Annotated in this window: 14 protein-coding genes; 6 read left to right on the top strand and 8 right to left on the bottom strand. The window is 42.3% G+C overall.

All coding sequences use genetic code 11. The features are described from left to right. Positions 1 to 27 precede the first annotated feature (27 nt). The gene (gene astB, locus QR722_RS10450) at positions 28 to 1365 is read right to left on the bottom strand and encodes an N-succinylarginine dihydrolase (protein WP_286282782.1); all 1338 of its coding nucleotides are present in this window, start codon (positions 1363 to 1365) and stop codon (positions 28 to 30) included. Between the two features lie 328 nt (positions 1366 to 1693). Here astB and topA point away from each other — a divergent pair, with 328 nt between their 5' ends. The 3 genes from topA to QR722_RS10435 all read left to right on the top strand — a co-directional run bounded on the left by topA (position 1694) and on the right by QR722_RS10435 (position 5505). Further along, positions 1694 to 4330: a type I DNA topoisomerase gene (gene topA, locus QR722_RS10445; protein WP_286282781.1), complete on the top strand. Its 2637-nt coding sequence runs from the start codon at positions 1694 to 1696 to the stop codon at positions 4328 to 4330. Between the two features lie 123 nt (positions 4331 to 4453). Then, positions 4454 to 5017: a DUF2058 domain-containing protein gene (locus QR722_RS10440; protein WP_286282780.1), complete on the top strand. Its 564-nt coding sequence runs from the start codon at positions 4454 to 4456 to the stop codon at positions 5015 to 5017. Positions 5018 to 5055: 38 nt separating this feature from the next. After that, complete coding sequence (locus tag QR722_RS10435) at positions 5056 to 5505, top strand: YaiI/YqxD family protein (RefSeq protein WP_286282779.1); 450 nt, start codon at positions 5056 to 5058, stop codon at positions 5503 to 5505. 11 nt (positions 5506 to 5516) lie between these two features. On the opposite strand, the gene QR722_RS10430 is transcribed toward QR722_RS10435, so the two are convergent. The 5 genes from QR722_RS10430 to QR722_RS10410 form a co-directional block, all read right to left on the bottom strand. Next, entirely contained in the window at positions 5517 to 6755 is a 1239-nt protein-coding gene (locus QR722_RS10430; protein WP_286282778.1) for a DEAD/DEAH box helicase, read from the bottom strand. A gap of 229 nt (positions 6756 to 6984) precedes the next feature. Further along, positions 6985 to 8175, bottom strand: coding sequence for an amino acid aminotransferase (locus tag QR722_RS10425; RefSeq protein ID WP_286282777.1), 1191 nt, complete (start codon positions 8173 to 8175; stop codon positions 6985 to 6987). A gap of 91 nt (positions 8176 to 8266) precedes the next feature. Continuing rightward, entirely contained in the window at positions 8267 to 9034 is a 768-nt protein-coding gene (locus QR722_RS10420) for an NRDE family protein (RefSeq protein WP_286282776.1), read from the bottom strand. Positions 9035 to 9040: 6 nt separating this feature from the next. Next, on the bottom strand, positions 9041 to 10003 hold the full coding sequence (locus QR722_RS10415) for an FHA domain-containing protein (protein WP_286282775.1): 963 nt from the start codon (positions 10001 to 10003) through the stop codon (positions 9041 to 9043). After that, positions 9994 to 11226 carry a S1C family serine protease gene (locus tag QR722_RS10410; RefSeq protein ID WP_286282774.1) on the bottom strand — a complete coding sequence of 411 codons (1233 nt, stop codon included), beginning with the start codon at positions 11224 to 11226 and terminating at the stop codon, positions 9994 to 9996. The genes QR722_RS10415 and QR722_RS10410 overlap by 10 nt, the downstream gene beginning before the upstream one ends. Before the next feature lie 125 nt (positions 11227 to 11351). Between QR722_RS10410 and QR722_RS10405 the strand changes: the two genes are divergently transcribed. Next, a complete protein-coding gene (locus tag QR722_RS10405; protein ID WP_286282773.1) occupies positions 11352 to 11978 on the top strand; it encodes a lysophospholipid acyltransferase family protein in 627 nt (208 codons plus the stop codon). Further along, positions 11968 to 13209, top strand: coding sequence for a cystathionine gamma-synthase family protein (locus QR722_RS10400; RefSeq protein ID WP_286282772.1), 1242 nt, complete (start codon positions 11968 to 11970; stop codon positions 13207 to 13209). Before QR722_RS10405 ends, QR722_RS10400 begins: the two co-directional genes overlap by 11 nt. Positions 13210 to 13861: 652 nt before the next feature. Here QR722_RS10400 and QR722_RS10395 read toward each other — a convergent pair. Then, a complete protein-coding gene (locus QR722_RS10395) occupies positions 13862 to 14407 on the bottom strand; it encodes a glutathione peroxidase (RefSeq protein WP_286282770.1) in 546 nt (181 codons plus the stop codon). Positions 14408 to 14557: 150 nt separating this feature from the next. Here QR722_RS10395 and QR722_RS10390 point away from each other — a divergent pair, with 150 nt between their 5' ends. Continuing rightward, complete coding sequence (locus tag QR722_RS10390) at positions 14558 to 17059, top strand: S9 family peptidase (protein ID WP_286282769.1); 2502 nt, start codon at positions 14558 to 14560, stop codon at positions 17057 to 17059. A gap of 51 nt (positions 17060 to 17110) precedes the next feature. Here the strand turns inward: QR722_RS10390 and rrtA are convergent, their stop codons facing one another. After that, positions 17111 to 17665, bottom strand: coding sequence for a rhombosortase (rrtA, locus tag QR722_RS10385; protein WP_286282768.1), 555 nt, complete (start codon positions 17663 to 17665; stop codon positions 17111 to 17113). Between the last annotated feature and the right edge of the window lie 140 nt (positions 17666 to 17805).

The following is a 17805-nucleotide window of genomic DNA, read 5'->3' as shown; positions in this document are numbered from 1 at the left end:
AAATGCGCTCATATGAGCGCATTTTTTTTATCTTTGGAAGGGATAGATAGAACCCAGATTGAGTAGCTGGGTGAGCTCATCTAGTGCAGCCCGGGTTTCCAGCAACAGGGCAGGGTCACGCAAATCATCGACACTAAGTTGTTCACGGTAGTGTTTATTAACCCACTGGTTTAACCGCTTGAAAACGGCATCAGACATTAATGTTTGTTGATTAACCGCGGCTACTTCTTGATCGGTCATGGCCACCCGTAAGCGCAAACAAGCGGGTCCGCCACCATTTCGCATACTTTGCTTAACATCAAAATAATGCACCGCTTTGATGGGCGTATTAAGGGTGATTAGGTGACTTAAATAGTCGGCTACTCTTTCATTTTCCTGACACTCTGTCGGAGCAATAATAGCCATCTCGCCATTGGGGAGAGTAATGATCTGAGTATTGAATAGATAGGTTTTAATAGCATCCTGTACTGGCACAATATCAGTATCGACTCGAATGAAATGTACTTGCTGTTGACCAAATTTACGCTGAATTTCATCGAGTGCGTTTTGCGTATCATGAAACGCTTCTTGATGGTAAAACAATACGTTTTGGTTCCCCACAGAAATAACATCATTATGGAATACACCTTGATCAATCACATCTGGATTCTGCTGAATAAAAACCGTTGTCTCATCGCTTAACCCATGCAATCTGGCAATGGCCTGTGAGGCTTCAAGGGTTTGACGGGCAGGGTATTTCTTCGGTGCAGGCTTACTGCCATCAAAAGCGTGGCGACCGTAAACGAATATTTCTACTCCGGCATGACCATAATCGGTACAAAGTCGAGTATGGTTAGCCGCGCCTTCGTCACCAAAATGTTCATTATCAGGTAGGTGTGCATGGTGATTAAAGTACTTTTCATTACTAAAAGTCGCCTGCAGAATTCGCCCAGTAACTTCTGGTTCCAATGAGCGGTGAAACTTATTGGTCAAATTGGCCGGGGTGAAATGAATTTTCCCATCTGCGGTATCAGCGCTAGGAGACACTGTGGCAGCATTTGCAGTCCACATGCTAGAAGCGGAGCAGCAAGCTCTGAAAACCTCAGGAGCGCGCTTAGAGGCTTGTTCAAGTACGGTTTGATCTGAACCAGTGAACCCCAGACGACGCAGAGTATCTAAATCAGGACGAGCTTGAGGAGCAAGCACACCCTGAGTCATGCCCATATCGTGTAGCGCTTTCATTTTTTGTAAGCCTTGCAAGGCAGCTTGCTTCGGACTACTGAATGCCTTGGCATTGCTTAACGACGCCACGTTGCCAAATGATAATCCGGCGTAATTATGGGTAGGTCCGACAAGACCGTCGAAATTAACTTCTACTTGCTTCATTTATAACCTCAGAAATAGACAACGTGTACTGTGATAAAAGATAAGTGTGATGATGTTGTAACATCTGCTTCTGGTCAGTTTAAGACACAGTCACTTATTTGTATTCGAATGATTATACGTCTTTTATGTGTCTTGCCAATCTAGTTGGTCATTATGTATACAGTTTTGCTGTTGGTAAATTGTACTAAAGTAGATAAGTATGAATAAGAACTTGTTTTCTATTCACTTTGCCGATATATGTTAAAAAAGGATTATGGGAGGAGAACGTAGGTGCCGCTCCTTTAAAAATCAATTAAACCCATATAAATCAAAGGTTAATGTGTAATTTATGGCAAAATCACTGGTTATTGTCGAATCGCCAGCAAAGGCAAAAACAATAAATAAATATCTCGGCAAAAATTTTATTGTGAAATCGAGTGTTGGGCACGTTCGAGATCTCCCAACTAAGGCTTTGGGGCATGTTGCGCCCAAAAAACCAGCCAAAGAACTAAATCAATGGCCTGAGAAAAAACGCGAAACTTACCTGCGAGAGTTTGAATATCAAAAACTCGTGGACCGGATGGGAATCGACCCAAAAAATGATTGGGAAGCCCATTATGATATTTTGGCAGGTAAAGAAAAAGTCGTTGCTGAACTGAAAAAACTGGCTAAAGATGCCGACACTATCTATCTCGCGACGGATTTGGATAGAGAAGGAGAAGCGATTGCATGGCATTTGCAGGAGCTATTAGGCAGCGAAGGTAAAACTTATCAACGGGTGGTGTTCAACGAGATCACTAAAAATGCCATTCAAGAGGCTTTTTCCGACCCCGGCGTGGTCAATGTGGCCCGAGTAAACGCTCAGCAAGCTCGACGTTTCCTTGATCGGGTAGTGGGCTTTATGGTCTCACCACTGTTGTGGAAAAAAGTCGCCAGGGGCCTTTCAGCGGGCCGCGTTCAATCCGTAGCAGTTCGATTGGTGGTTGAGCGGGAACGCGAAATAAAAGCTTTCGTACCCGAAGAGTTTTGGGATATCCATGCAGACTTGACTGCTCAACAGACAGCGCTGCGGATGCTAGTGTCAAAATACGCAGACAAAGCCTTTAAACCGGTCAATCAAGCCCAAGCTGATAAAGCCACTAAGGACTTGGAAAACGCTGACTATCAAGTAATAAGTCGTGAATCAAAGCCAACTCAGAGTCGTCCTTCAGCGCCCTTTATCACCTCAACCTTGCAGCAAGCCGCCAGCACCCGTTTAGGGTTTGGCGTGAAGAAAACCATGATGATGGCCCAGCGACTCTATGAAGCGGGGCACATCACTTATATGCGTACAGATTCAACCAATCTAAGCAAAGATGCGGTTGAGGCTTGTCGTGGATTTATCGAAGATAGTTTTGGTGCCAAATATCTCCCTAACGGACCGGTTTCCTACGGCAGTAAAGAGGGGGCTCAAGAAGCTCACGAAGCGATTCGTCCTTCAAATGTAGCGATTAAGTCTGAATCACTAAGCGATATGGAACGTGATGCTCAGCGTCTATATGAGCTTATATGGCGTCAATTTGTTGCTTGTCAGATGGTACCTGCCAAGTACGATGCGAGTACTATTCGCGTTAAAGCAGCGGATTACGAGCTTGTAGCTAAAGGTCGAGTTTTAAAATTTGATGGTTGGACTCGGGTCCAAACCCAAGTGAAGAAAAAAGGCGAAGACGAGCTAACCTTGCCAGATGTGAAAGAAGGTCAAAAACTTGATCTTAAAGCACTGGATCCTAAGCAACACTTTACCAAGCCTGTTGCTCGTTTTAATGAAGCATCTTTAGTTAAAGAACTTGAAAAACGTGGAATTGGTCGTCCATCAACTTATGCCAGTATCATTTCAACCATTCAGGATCGCGGTTATGTCAAATTGGACAATAAACGTTTCTATGCTGAAAAAATGGGCGAAATTGTCAATGATAGATTGGTCGATAATTTTACCGACCTGATCAGTTTTGATTTTACCGCAAACATGGAACAGCAGTTGGATGACGTTGCTAATGGCAAACGCAACTGGAAAGAAGTGTTGAATGAATTTTATGATGATTTTTATCAACGTTTGTTGAAAGCAGAATTACCTCCAGAAGAAGGTGGTATGCGTCTCAACCAAGCGATAGAGACAGGTATAAAGTGTCACATATGTGGTCGCCCAATGAATGTTCGAACCGCTTCGACTGGCGTGTTTTTGGGCTGTTCAGGTTATAATCTACCACCTAAAGAGCGCTGTACTGGTACTAAGAATCTCACCCCTGGTGATGAAGTTCTTAAAGTTGAAGATGAGGAGGAGTTGGAAACTGAAGCATTACGCTCAAAACGTCGCTGTGATATTTGCGGTACGGCAATGGATAGCTATCTTGTCGACGAGCAGCATAAATTGCATGTTTGCGGTAACACACCTACTTGTCCAGGCACCTTCATTGAAAAGGGCACCTTTAAAATAAAAGGTTATGATGGGCCGATTATTGAGTGTGATAAATGCGGCTCTAACATGGAACTGAAAACCGGTCGATTTGGCAAGTATTTCGGATGTACCAATGAAGAGTGTAAGAATACCCGCAAGCTGTTGAAGAGCGGTGAAGCTGCGCCTCCGAAGGAAGATCCGGTGGACTTACCTGAGCTTGACTGTGAAAAATCAGATGCGCATTTTGTCTTACGAGATGGCGCGGCTGGGATTTTTCTGGCGGCGCACAATTTCCCTAAATCCCGTGAAACACGTGCCCCTATGGTGCATGAGCTCGCCCGATTCAGAGATAGGATTTCGTCGAAGTTTTACTACTTAGCTGATGCACCAGCCAAGGATCCTGATGGTAATCCGACTATGGTAAGATTTAGCCGTAAAACCAAACAACAGTATGTGACTTCAGAAAATGCTGAGGGCAAGGCTACAGGCTGGTCTGCATGGTATGCAGGCGGTAAGTGGGTCGCGGAGGATAAACGCAAGAAATCTAAATAATCGCAATTAGCTGGTCGGCAAATTGACCAGCATATTTCGTTCCGTCAACGGCAGTGTTAAACTGCCGTTTTCAGTTTACAATTGCTGAACAGTTTTCAGTTTCACTAACAATGCGGATTTTTCATGGCACTCTCACTTCAAGACCAATTACTGCAAGCCGGCTTAACTAATAAAAAGAAAGCGAATCAAGCCAAAAAAGAACAACATAAAAAAGCAAGACATCAGCAAAAACATAAAGTTGCTAATGTTGATGAAGCAAAAATAGCCGCTGAAAAAGCTCAAACAGATAAACGGGAAAAAGATCGTTTGCTGAATCTAGAAACCAAAAAAGTAGCAGAACAAAAATCTATAGCGGCACAAATTAAACAGCTTATTGAAATAAATAAACAGCCTAAAGACAATGGTGATATTCCCTGTAATTTCACCCATGACAATATCATTAAACGTATTTACGTAGATCAGAAAACCCGTAATCGTATTAGTCAGGGTAAATTAGCAATTGCTACCTTTGGCAGTGGTTATGAGATCGTGCCCATGCCAGTGGCGGAAAAAATTGCATTGAGAAATGAATCGGCAGTGGTTTATCGTGCCGATGCCGCCGAGCAACAAGAAGCCCAGAAAACCAGTACAACCGAAGAAGATGAATGGTACGCAGAGTATCAAATTCCTGATGATATGGTTTGGTAGGCTGGGTTAGCAATAATCCTATAGCATAAGGTAAGTCGATGAAAATTTGGGTTGACGCAGATGCGTGTCCAAACGTAGTTAAAGACATTTTATTCAAAGCGGCCCAGCGAACAGGCATCGAAATGACTTTGGTGGCGAACCAATTTGTTCGCGTACCGGCGAATAAAAATATCACTTCTTTGCAGGTTGCGGCTGGTTTTGATGTGGCAGACGATGAAATCGTTAAACGCAGTCAAGCAGGGGATTTGGTTATCACTAGTGATATACCATTGGCGGCTGAGATCATCGAGCAAGGCGGTATGGCATTGAGCCCGCGGGGTGAATTGTTCGATAAAGAAAATATTCGTTCACGATTAAATATTCGTGATTTTATGGACACCATGCGTGCCAGTGGCGTTAATACCGGTGGTCCTCCGGCCTTAAATCAAAGTGATCGACAAAATTTTGCCAATCACCTTGATCGCCTACTTACCCAACATCATCCATGACGCAGAGCTGACTATCCGTTGGCTCTCGGAGCTTGTGAACGTGATTGCGGGCTTCTAGGCTTTTTGGCTTTCTTCGGCTTAATAGGTCGACTATCAAGTTTTGATTCAGGTACGACTTCTTGTGGCTCAAAACCTGGAATAATTTTGCGTTCAATGACCTGTCTTATCACTCTTTCAATATCTTTGAGTAATTTGTATTCCTCTTGAGTGACCAAAGAGATGGCAAGACCGGTTGCGCCTGCACGGCCAGTACGTCCAATTCTGTGCACGTAGTCTTCCGCGACATGGGGTAAATCATAGTTTATTACGTTGGGTAGTTGGCTGATATCCAAGCCCCTAGCGGCAATATCCGTAGCAACTAAAACTCTTATTTTTGATGATTTAAAATCAGCTAAGGCTTTGGTACGTGCACCCTGACTCTTGTTGCCATGTATGGCCGCTGACATTAAACCGCGAGCTGTTAGTTGCTTAGCGAGACGATTAGCGCCATGTTTAGTGCGGCTAAACACTAAAACTTGCTGCATGTCCTGCTGTTTGATAATTTGGGTTAACAAATTAGACTTTTTACTTTTGTCGACAGGGTAAACCCACTGTTCAACTGCGTCTGCGGTTTTATTCGCTGGTGCGACCGAAATTTCAACCGGATTATTGACCATCCCTTTGGCCAATTGGCGAATGTCATCTGAAAATGTCGCAGAAAACAGCAGGTTCTGACGCTCTTTGGGTAACAGTTTAATAATACGTTTGATGTCATGGATAAAACCCATATCCAACATACGATCCGCTTCATCTAAAACCAGTACTTCAAGTTGCTCAAATTTCACTGCATTTTGACTATATAAATCTAATAATCGACCAGGTGTTGCCACTAAAATATCTACACCTTTACGAAGCGCTAACATTTGTGGGTTGATACTTACTCCACCAAATACAACAGCATGCTTACAATTAAGGTTTTTACTGTATTGCAGCACGTTTTCAGCTACTTGGGCAGCCAATTCGCGGGTAGGGGTCAATACTAGTGCTTTAACATGATTGCTTTTGGGCTTAGCACCATGTTCTAGTCGATGTAACATCGGCAATACGAATCCAGCGGTTTTTCCTGTGCCGGTTTGTGCGGCAGCCATCACATCCTTGCCCTCAATGATTGCAGGTATAGCTTGCGCTTGGATGGGAGAAGGGGTGTCGTAACCTTTTTCTATGACTGCGTTAACAATATTTTGGCTAAGGCCAAGTGAAGCAAAACTCATTTATGGTGTCCTGTGCAAGGAAAATTAAAAAACTATCCGCTGGCAATTTACTCTAAACCGTTAGGGTTAAATATAGATAAACGCCTGCTTATTAAGCTATTCGAGGAGGATAATGGGAGATAACGCGAACGCAATCAATCCGACAGCCGAGAATACAACGGGGTAGTATAAAGGAAAAGCTCGGCTAGGCCGAGCTTTAGCAGCAACAATATGAAATTTGTTGCGGTATTTACAGAACATCAACTAAGGCAGTGGCTAAGGCGTCTACATTGTTTTGACTGATGCCAGCGATATTTACTCTACTAGAATCAACGAAGTAGACACTGTGTTTAGTTCTGATAGCTTGTACTTGTTCGGGCGAGATACACAAATATGAAAACATCCCTTTTTGTTTATTTACAAAGTTAAAATCACGGTCTGCACCCTTTTCTGCCAATTTATCCACTAATAAGTGGCGTAAAGACTGCATACGTACACGCATTTGTTCAACTTCAGCTTTCCATTCAGCCTTTAATTCGTCGTCATGTAAAATAATATCAACTAGGGCTCCACCATATGATGGCGGCATGGAGTAAATCCCTCTGGCAATAGATTGTATTTGCGTCTGAATGCTTTTACGTATTGTTGGTGTTGCTGTCACCATTACCGCTAAACCGACGCGCTCACGATATAATCCGAAGTTTTTTGAACAAGACGCGGCAACAATCACTTCTGGTAAATTTGCGCTGAGCAAACGAACGCCATAAGCATCTTGTTCTAAGCCATCGCCAAAGCCTTGATAGGCAACATCAATGAAAGGTACAAACCCTTGTTTTTGAGCAAGTTCGAGCACGACTTGCCACTGCTGCTCGGTTAAATCTGCGCCTGTTGGGTTATGACAGCAGCCGTGTAATAACACCACGTCGCCTTTCTTAACTTGTTTTAGACAATCGACCATTTGATCGAATTTAATGCTTGCTGAGGCCTTATCGAAATAGGGGTAGGTTTCGATTTTCAAACCGGCATTGCCAATCAATGGAATATGATTAGCCCAGGTAGGATCGCTGACCCAAACCGTGAGTTCTGAATCACAGCGTTTCAGCAATTCAGATAAAATTCTTAATGCACCGCATCCACCAGGTGCCTGAACCGCAGCTACACGGTCCTCCAGTAATGTTGGATGCCCTTTACCCAGCAGAAGCTCTAGCATACCGTCGATGTAACCTTGAACACCCTGAGGGGTAATATAGGTTTTAGAATCTTCTGTTTGCAAAAGTATGCGTTGTGCTTTTGCGACCGAACTCAAAATCGGAGTTTTACCCTGTTCATCCTTATATACACCCACGCCTAAATCAATTTTTAGTGGATTAGGATCTTCACGATAAGCAGTAGACAGGCCTAAAATAGGATCAGCAGGCAGTAGGGGCAAAACTTCAAACACAGGATTTCCTCAAAGAGTATGGCTAACATATAGATGCTCATTATGCCATTTATTGGCTGGAATTCGAGGATTAAATACAGTTTAAATTGGACTAATTTAGACTGAATGTGAACCTTTGTTGCTGGGTATTCTCACCCGCAGGGTTGAAGCTATGCTCTAACCAAATGACTTGGTGTGAACGGTCTACTAATAGCAATGTAGCAGAACGGGTGCCGTAGTCGGATGAAGTGATGAAAATAGACGATAACTTTCGCTCCCATTCAATTGGAATACCCGTTTCAGGCAGCAGATCGTCACTTGCTTGGTTTTGATTGAGTAATATATCGAATAGGGTATCTGGGTGAATCGGTCCGGTTTGCTGACAATGCTGTTTGAGTTGTTTGACCCCTTGATTGATTTTCGGCCAAGGACTATTCAAGTCTGCGTTAGATAATCCGTATACTCCAGGAGTGAGCTGCGCGACTGTGTCGCTATGGTTGTTATACACCCATAAATTCTGCCATTCGCCAAACAATAAGTTATACCCATTATAGGCCGCTTTGTGGGCTCGTAATGTTGTAAGGTATTGAGCTTGTTCAACCTCAGTTGATAGATATTGAGTGACTAATTCGCCACGGGAAATAGCATCAGGATTAATTGTTTGTGGATCACGTACGTTGGTCAAAGCTGATAATCGACCGGCTCGAGTGATCCCCATCCAACTGCCGCCGGCTTGCAGATCTTTGCCGGCTAACATTTGTGGATGGGTCGGCCAGAAATGTGACGGAGCGGTTGGCCGTTGATGAAATTCATCGCGATTAGCTGCAATTATCAATGGATATTGAGGATGCTGCTTAACCGCAATAAATAATATACACATAATTGGCTACTTTTCTTGCTCAATATCGCTGCTAAGGCGTTTAAATAATTTGTCGGAACTTTCAACAAAAGATTCAGTACTTGTGGTGTCAGCGATTCTCAAAGTAGGGGTTAACACCGTCGCCACATAGCTAGGATTTTGGTTGAAATCTTTGTTTGTGAATAAATAGGGTGATAAGACATATATGCTAATGATAACCGTTCCCACGGCGGCAATCGCGTTGCGAACAGGTTTAGATTGATGAAAGGCTAAGAATAACGCAAACCACAGTAGAGCAAAAAATAATATCCCTTTTGCTGTTAAAATAGACCAATAGACAATTTGAGTGGCACTACTATTAAACTGTAAAAACGCCTCAATATAATCAAGTAGCTCTGAGCTGATTAGGAAAATCCAAAGCAGACTAAATTGACTAATAATATGCGAATCTTGCTTAGCTAATTTAGACAACAGGGCGAATGCTAAGGGCCAAATACTGGCAGTGGCCGCCACTGTCATGGCAACCTTTATGACTACCGCAAGGTCAATTTGATTGATGGAATTCAAAAAGTATTTCATTGAAATTAAACCAATGAACAAGGTAAATAAGCCAGCACAAACCCGCCTAAGGCTCAACCATTCGATATTCTCTTCCAATTCACTAAGCGGTAGAGCGGCCGGGACATCTTGATGATGTGAAAATATTCTTAATCTTGTGCGACCTAAGGTAATGACATCTGAATAACCAATTTGCCCGTCTTCCACTTCAATGCCGTTTACTTTTACGCCATTGAGTGAGCCGTTGCTGTCGATTCGTAATTGTTGGCTTTGTAGTTGTTCGTTGAAACTCACGTGGTGCGGGCAAACATAGGGATCATCGATCCGCACGTCGTTATCGTAGGCTCGGCCTATGGCTACTGTCGGTTTATCAATGTAATAATGTTGTATGACTTTTCCGTCACGAGATAATATTTCTACTACTATTGCCATGACACTGCGTCCATAAATTGTTTTGTAAATGCATTCATCGATTCGCGACTAACAGCGGACAAGGTGAAATGGCTTATCAAACTACTGGTTTCAAAATTATTACTTGCGGAGATGTAGAGTACGTCATACAAATCGTCGAAATCCTTGTAAGCTCTGGCGCATAAGATACTTTTTTGGACCACGCCATGAGCATTGGTGACCAAATCTTGATTACAACGATAATTGCTCACGTCATTTTCACCCGCTACGTTGCCAGGTCGTGTGAAGGCGATTTTTTTCGACAAGAAATTATGAAATTGAAAGGCATTTAATTCTTCGCTGGTAAGCCACTCAAATTCGATTTCCACTTCGCCGATTTGTAATTTATTGTTTAAATAAAGTTGCTCCCCAATCCGGCAACGATTAGATACGGATAAAAAGCGTACATTTTTTTCACTGGCATTGGAGCCACCCCAGCAGGAAATAAAGTCAGAAATTTTTTCCGGTACCCTAGCTTTGCCTAATACACCATACTGCCATGGGGAGGATAATAGCTGTTCAACCATATCTTGTTGGTTATTGTGAAGCTGTTTTTGCAACTGTTGCTTGTATTGGCTTACGGCTAATTCCGTATGGTTCTGATATAAAGCCAATATTTTCGGAAGGGGAATCAAAAATCCAATTTGGTTGCCTGCTGTGGCAACATTCACGCCGACGATCTGACCTAGACTGTTCACTGCTGGTCCGCCACTCATGCCGGGGTTTATCGAGCCGGTGAAATGAATGCGCTGGTAAAAACTATTTTTTTTCAAACCATTAAAGGTACCAGGTACGACTATCATTCCTAAGTCGTGGGGGTTGCCTAATGAAAAGACTAATGAGCCTTGTTGCGGGAGCTTTTCAGCTAAGTCGAAGTAGAGTCCTGAGGTATTAGCCGGATCAATTTTCAACAGTGACAAGTCGTTAATGACGTCGAAGTTTTTCAACGTTAACTCACCGGTATTCCCGTTAGCGTCGAGAAATTGGATGCGGTATTTATCTGGAAAGTACACATAGTCAGAAATGACATGATAATTGGATATAATATCGCCTTGATCGCTGATCCGAAATCCGGATCCAATGGATGATTTGTTGCCAGACTCCTTGTCTATCATCTGAATTTGATAGAGTGCATTCCGATATTGACTGAACAAGTTTTGTGCGGTCTCTTGGCTATGGGCAAGCTGGCTTAGTAAAAAGGTCATTCCTATTATTATTCTTAGCACGTATATCCTACTACTGAATTTATTCAAATTAAGTTGGTTTGCTCGACAAAGACTGCATGATAAGAGAATATCGCAGCAATTAACATTTTATTGTTTGTATTTACATGTCATATACATTTAATTGTCCAAAAGTTAGTCAAAATATACCTCGATTAGGTAATCGATTCAGTAGATGGTTAGGGAAAACAGTTTTAAAAAGTAAAGGTTGGCGATTTGAGGGCGAATTTCCTGACAACCCGAAACTGGTAGTTTGTGTTGCCCCCCATACTTCCAATTGGGATTTTGTAATAGGGTTGGCCGTTGCTTTTTGTCTGAAATTGAAAATTTCATTTTTCGGTAAACACAGTATTTTTATACCGCCTTTTAGTTGGTTGTTAAAACGTTGGGGGGGGATCCCTATTGAGCGCTCAAAAAGTCATGGGGTAGTCACTCAAATGATTGAAACCGTCAAAAGCACTGATAAAATTCTACTCTGTTTAGCTCCAGAAGGAACCCGCAGTCAGGTCTATCCTTGGAAAAGCGGATTTTTACATATTGCTCATCATGCAAATGTTCCAGTGTTGTTAATTGGTTTGGATTATCAGCGTAAAACCATAGTGCTGGGACCGGTATTTGTGCCAACAGAAGACACCGCTGCAGAAATGCAAAAAGTCTATGATTTTTATGCTAAAGTGCATCCAAAATATCCCTCTAAAGTAGCCTTTCTAGCGGAGAACTCGTTTGAAAATTAAAGGTATTACAACACGATTAGTTCATGCCGATCGAAACTTGAATCAGCCTCAAGACGGCGCAGTTCATTTTCCCACCAGTAATTCGGTTTTGTTTGAATATAAAGACGTTAATGATCTTGTTGATGTGTTTCAAGGCAAGAAAATGGGTCATGTGTATTCGCGTTCATCTTCATCTTCTAATTCTGCACTGCAAAAAATTCTGGCTGAGTTGGAAGGGGGCGTAGACGCTGCGACCTTCGCAACTGGTATGGCAGCTATCAGTGCAGCCTTATTGTCACTTTTAAAATGTAATGATCATATTGTGGTTAGCCAGTTTTTATTTGGCAATACGCGCAGTTTCATGAATACATTGGAAAATTTTGGAATTGAGATTAGTTACGTTGACGTGACTGATGTTAATGCCGTTGCTAGGGCGGTCCGAGCTAACACACGTTTAGTCTTTACAGAAACGATTGCCAATCCAGTTACTCAAGTGGCCGATTTAGCGGCTGTTGGTCAACTTTGTGCCGAGCATAAGCTTGTCTACATGATAGACAATACTATGACCCCTGGTCATATGTTTGATGCCAAAGGGGTACAGGCTTCTCTTACAGTCATGTCATTGACTAAATATTTTGCCGGACATGGTAATGTGCTCGGCGGCGCTATAGTGGATACTGGGCTATTCGATTGGTCAGACTATCCAAATATTTTTGCCTTATATCGAGTGGGGGATCCGCGGAATTGGGGTTTGACTCAAATACGTAAAAAGGGATTGCGGGATATGGGCGCGACACTACCACCACATTCCGCTCAGCAAATATCCATCGGTTTAGAAACCTTGGCATTAAGATTAGAGCGTTGTTGCAATAATGCTCTTCGCTTGGCTACCTATCTGCATGGTCACGCTAAAGTTGCACAGGTGTATTACCCAGGTTTATCTGATCACCCTCAGCATTATATCGCCAGAGAAATGTTCAAAGGTAGTTACGGTGGTATATTCAGTATGGACTTGGTCGAAGGCGCTGACATACTTGCTTTTTTGAATCATCTCGATTTGGTTATCACCGCGACTCACCTAGGGGATACAAGAACCTTAGCTCTTCCTGTCGCATCGACTATTTTCTATGAAAGTGGCGCACAGGAGCGAGCAAAGATGGGCATTAATGACAACATGATACGCTTCTCGGTAGGCATTGAAGATATCGACGATATAGTCGCAGACTTCGAACAAGCGTTTAATAAGATTTAATTAGGCTTCTCAGAATAGATCAATCGCCAAGAGTCATTCTCTTTGGCGATTGGTGGAGTGGCAGTCCCCTTAAATCGTCCCCTTAAATCCGTCCTTATTTCCCAGAGACGCCCACAATCTTTCTTACAAAGACACCCATCGTAAAACCACAGTTTTTTTACATGGACACCCATCCTAAAATCATTTCATTAGGGGGGATTCAATAGCTTCTAAAGGTGGCTGTCCACATAATGGCGCCATGGCGCTCTTTCATTCCTATGGAGTCAGCACTCTTTCTTACACAGACATCCACCGTAACTCCCCATGACAGTTGACGTAAAGTAGTCTAAAGGTGGCTGTCCATATAATGCAGTTGACGTAAAGTAGTCTAAAGGTGGCTGTCCATATAATGCATATAAGAGTTTGTAATTTGAGTATGGGTAGAAATCCGGTGTGGCTAAGCAATCTGTGTGTTCGTAACAGGGTGACTGATAGTAGTGGGAGAAATAATTTAAATATTTTTCGCAAGGAGTGAACTTTCAGGTTTTATCTTGGACTAACTTTACAGTAGTAAGGATATTGAGGCTTACTGATTCAATATCAACATTGTGTGTTCCAAGTGAAGTGTGTTTATGCCCCGCCTATAGCGGGGCTTTTTTTGTCTGCAAGTTGTTTACTTAAGCGCTAAGGTTTTTTCAATATCTTGGATGAAATCTTTGTCCGTAGGCTTTGTGTAGGACGAGTAGGAGTCAACCATGTTGCCATTTTTATCAATAAGATATTTATAGAAATTCCATATAGGTGTGGTACCTGATTTTTTTGCTAGCATTTTATAAAGGGGATCCGCATCGTCTCCACGAACATGAGTCGCTTCGAACATGGGAAATTTAACCCCATAAGTCAGTTCACACAATTCAGCCGTTTTACCTTCATCGTCATCTTCTTGATTGAAATCGTGGGATGGGAACCCCAGCACGACCAATCCTTTGTCTTTATAATTGCTATACAAGGCTTCTAACCCCTCGAACTGTGGGGTGAATCCACAATAACTGGCGGTATTGACAATCAGCAAAGTTTTACCTTGGTATTCACTACACATATTGACTGTTTCTTGTGAATTGAGTTTACGTTTCATAAATTTCAACACATCGGGACATTCATTAGCCGAGCTATAAAATGGTGAAGCTAATAAAATTAGCAAAAATATATATTTTTTCATGGAAACTCCAAAGGTAAAATTAAAAATGGCAGATATTCGTTACTAATCAAAATACACGAATTAAGATCACTTGTTTACCTGTCAACCAGCATGCGTTTTAATAATGCTTTACTTCGACACTAAATAAAACCAATAAACTGAGATTTAAAAATGCATAAACGTCTAAGACTGTTTTTGGTAACTTCGATGGCAACGGGCCTTTTAGCTTGTAGCGCCACGGAAACTCAAATTCAACCGCAAAGTACTAACGCTGCGATAATGCCAAGCGTACCAGCCCAAACATTTGTTAAATCTGCTGAGCAAAATCAACCATTGATTGATGGTCAGTTGAGTTTAGAGCAAATTATGGCTGATCCCGATTGGATGGGCCGACAACCAGAACAACCATTTCTGTCCCTAGACGGTAGCCAAGTATTTTACGCCCAAAAACGACAAGGTTCTGAAGTTAGGGATTTGTTTCAACAACCCTTGAGCGCAGGCAGTGTGGCAACTAAAGTGCCACTTAATCGGTTGCATCAAGTGTCCTACCGCAATCATGTCAAGAATACTGATGATAGTGTTCGCGCCTGGGTTTTTCAAAACAACATTTTTGTCAAATCTAACCATGATTCACAGGTCAAGCAACTCACTCGGGATAGTCAGCGGGTTGCTAATTTAGTTTTTCTCAATGATGGTCGATTGTCTTATCAAGTTCATAATGCCGTTTTTGCCATTAATGTAACAACAGGTATGACAGAACAATTGGTTAGCTGGAAATTCGATGATGCTCCCAAAGCTGTAGAAGAACCTAAGGATTATATTGCTGAACAACAATTAGCCCTGATGAGCGTATTGCAAAAGCGCCGCCAAGATACTGTTGACCGCTTTGACTACAACCAACAATTAGAACAACAAAATCAGACGGTAACAGCTGACGCTTTTTATTTGCCAGCTAAACACCGGACGGTGGAAGCAAGTGTGTCACCTGACGGTAGATTTGTCATTTTAGCGATTGAAAAAGATGAATCCAGTCGTGATGACTCAGATATCATGCCGAATTATGTGGTGGAAACTGGACGGATAAAAGCCGAGTCTGTGCGCGCTAGAGTGGCTGATGCCAAGCCGCAAAATCAGCCTTTGTGGTTACTTGATTTAACCAGCGGCAAGCAGCATGAATTATCTTATACATCACTGCCAGGCTATAACGACGACGTGTTAGCCGCAGTAAAAAAAGAGAATGCAGAAGCTAAAGGTAAGACCTATCAGGGTAATCGACTTCCTCGAGATATTGGTTTATTAGTAGATTGGGGATGGAGCCAAAGTGCAATTACTTGGCACCAAAGCGGCCTGCAGGTCGGTATAATGTTGGAAGCTTGGGATAATAAAGATCGTTGGTTGGCGACGGTTGATTTGGCTAAGAAAACCTTGGTTAACCAGCACCGTTTGCACGACGATGCATGGATCAATTACAACTTTAACAGCTTCGGCTGGTTGAAATCTTCACAGACCTTGTATTATTTGTCTGAGCAAAGTGGCTATTCGCATCTTTATACTAAACCTATCAATGGTAAAGAAAAGGCTATAACAAGTGGTCGTTATGAGGTGGATAATATAACTCTGAGCAGTGATGACAATTTTATCTATTTTAAGGCTAACAAGAAACATCCTGGAATATATGAAATCTATCGGGCAAATCTTGCAAACGGTGAAATCGAAGCATTGACTGATTTAAATGGCATGACTGACTACCAGCTTAATGAACAGCAAAATAGTCTATTGTTATCCCATTCAAAGCTAACGTCTCCCCCTGAGTTATTTGTCCAACCAATTGGCGCAAAAAAAGACCCTGTACAGTTGACCCATACTGCCAGCGAAGCATTTAATAATATCAACTGGACCCTGCCTGAAATTGTACCTATTAAGTCCTCCCATGTGCAGCAACCTGTTTATTCCCGTTTATATCTGCCGGCTAATCATGACAGTGGCGAAAAGCGACGTGCTGTAGTGTTTAATCATGGAGCAGGATATTTACAGAATTCACATCTAGGTTGGTCAGGGTATTTCAGAGAATTTATGTTCCATAACCTATTAGTCCAAAAAGGCTATGTTGTATTGGATATGGATTACCGTGCATCGGCAGGTTATGGGCGTGATTGGCGTACTGCGATTTATCGACATATGGGAAAACCCGAAACCGAAGATTTAGTTGATGGGGTCAATTGGATGGTAGAGAACGTAAATGTTGATCGCCAAAGAATTGGTACTTATGGTGGCTCTTACGGAGGCTTCATGACTTTCATGGCTTTGTTTACCGAGCCTGATTTGTTTCAAGCTGGGGCAGCCTTAAGACCCGTTTCTGATTGGGCTCACTATAATCACGGCTACACATCGAATATATTGAATATGCCAGATGTGGATCCAATTGCCTATGAGCGCAGTTCGCCAATTTACTTCGCCCAAGGCCTTGAAAAACCGCTGTTAATCAATGCGCCTATGGTAGACTCAAATGTCTTTTTTGTGGATGTGGTGCGCTTAGTACAACGTCTGATTGAATTGGAGAAGCAAGACTTTGAGACTGCTATTTATCCGGTAGAATCTCACGGATTTCTCGAGCCAAGCTCTTGGTTAGATGAATATCGCCGGATCTTTAAATTGTTCGAACAAAACTTATAGGCCAGCTAAGGTTTTGAAATTGTCTTGCAAGTAAATGATAAAACGCCCAGATTATATATTTTTCTGGGCATTTTTTTGGCGAACAAAGAAACATCCCAATAACCAGATTACCGCTGCTATAGCGCCATATAAATGCGCATCAACGGCAACATTTGCTTCAATTAATTGTGCCACCATTTGATCTTGGCCAAAAACTTGTTCATAAATTATTTTAAGCCAAAGACCTGACATGATTAACCATCCTAGTTTTACCTTATTTATCACATCCTGATAAGCGCCATAGACAAAAATACCATGCAATGTACCTGAAAGTCCTGCGTACCAGAGTAAGTCAGTGGAAAACATCCAAATCCCCAGAGTGACACAAACTGAAAAAAACAAGCACATTGCCAAAAATTGCCAAAATCGATAGTACAGACCATGGATTGCCCACAATAGCCCCAGAGCTGCCAAATTAAGCACAGTATGGGTTGTGTTGGTATGTATCAGGTTAGCGGTGATAAATTGATACAACTGCACTTGGCCCAGTGGGTCAATTTGGTAGGCAAAATATTGGCTGGAAAGCGGCTCCAATCCCCAAGCAAGTAATACCAATAGTGCTATCACCAATGGGCCTGAATAATGTTGGGGTGATACAGGTAGGTTAAGTTTAATTTGTGACTTCCTATTAGCGACTCGTTGGGCAGAACATTATAGTCAAATTCAGTCTATGGCAAAAGTTTCCTGCACTTTGGGTATAAGTGATG

The organism is Aliiglaciecola sp. LCG003 (assembly GCF_030316135.1).
Taxonomy (GTDB): Bacteria; Pseudomonadota; Gammaproteobacteria; order Enterobacterales; family Alteromonadaceae; genus Aliiglaciecola.
Note: the sequence above shows the minus strand (reverse complement) of the source record. Positions and strands in the feature narration are given on the sequence as shown.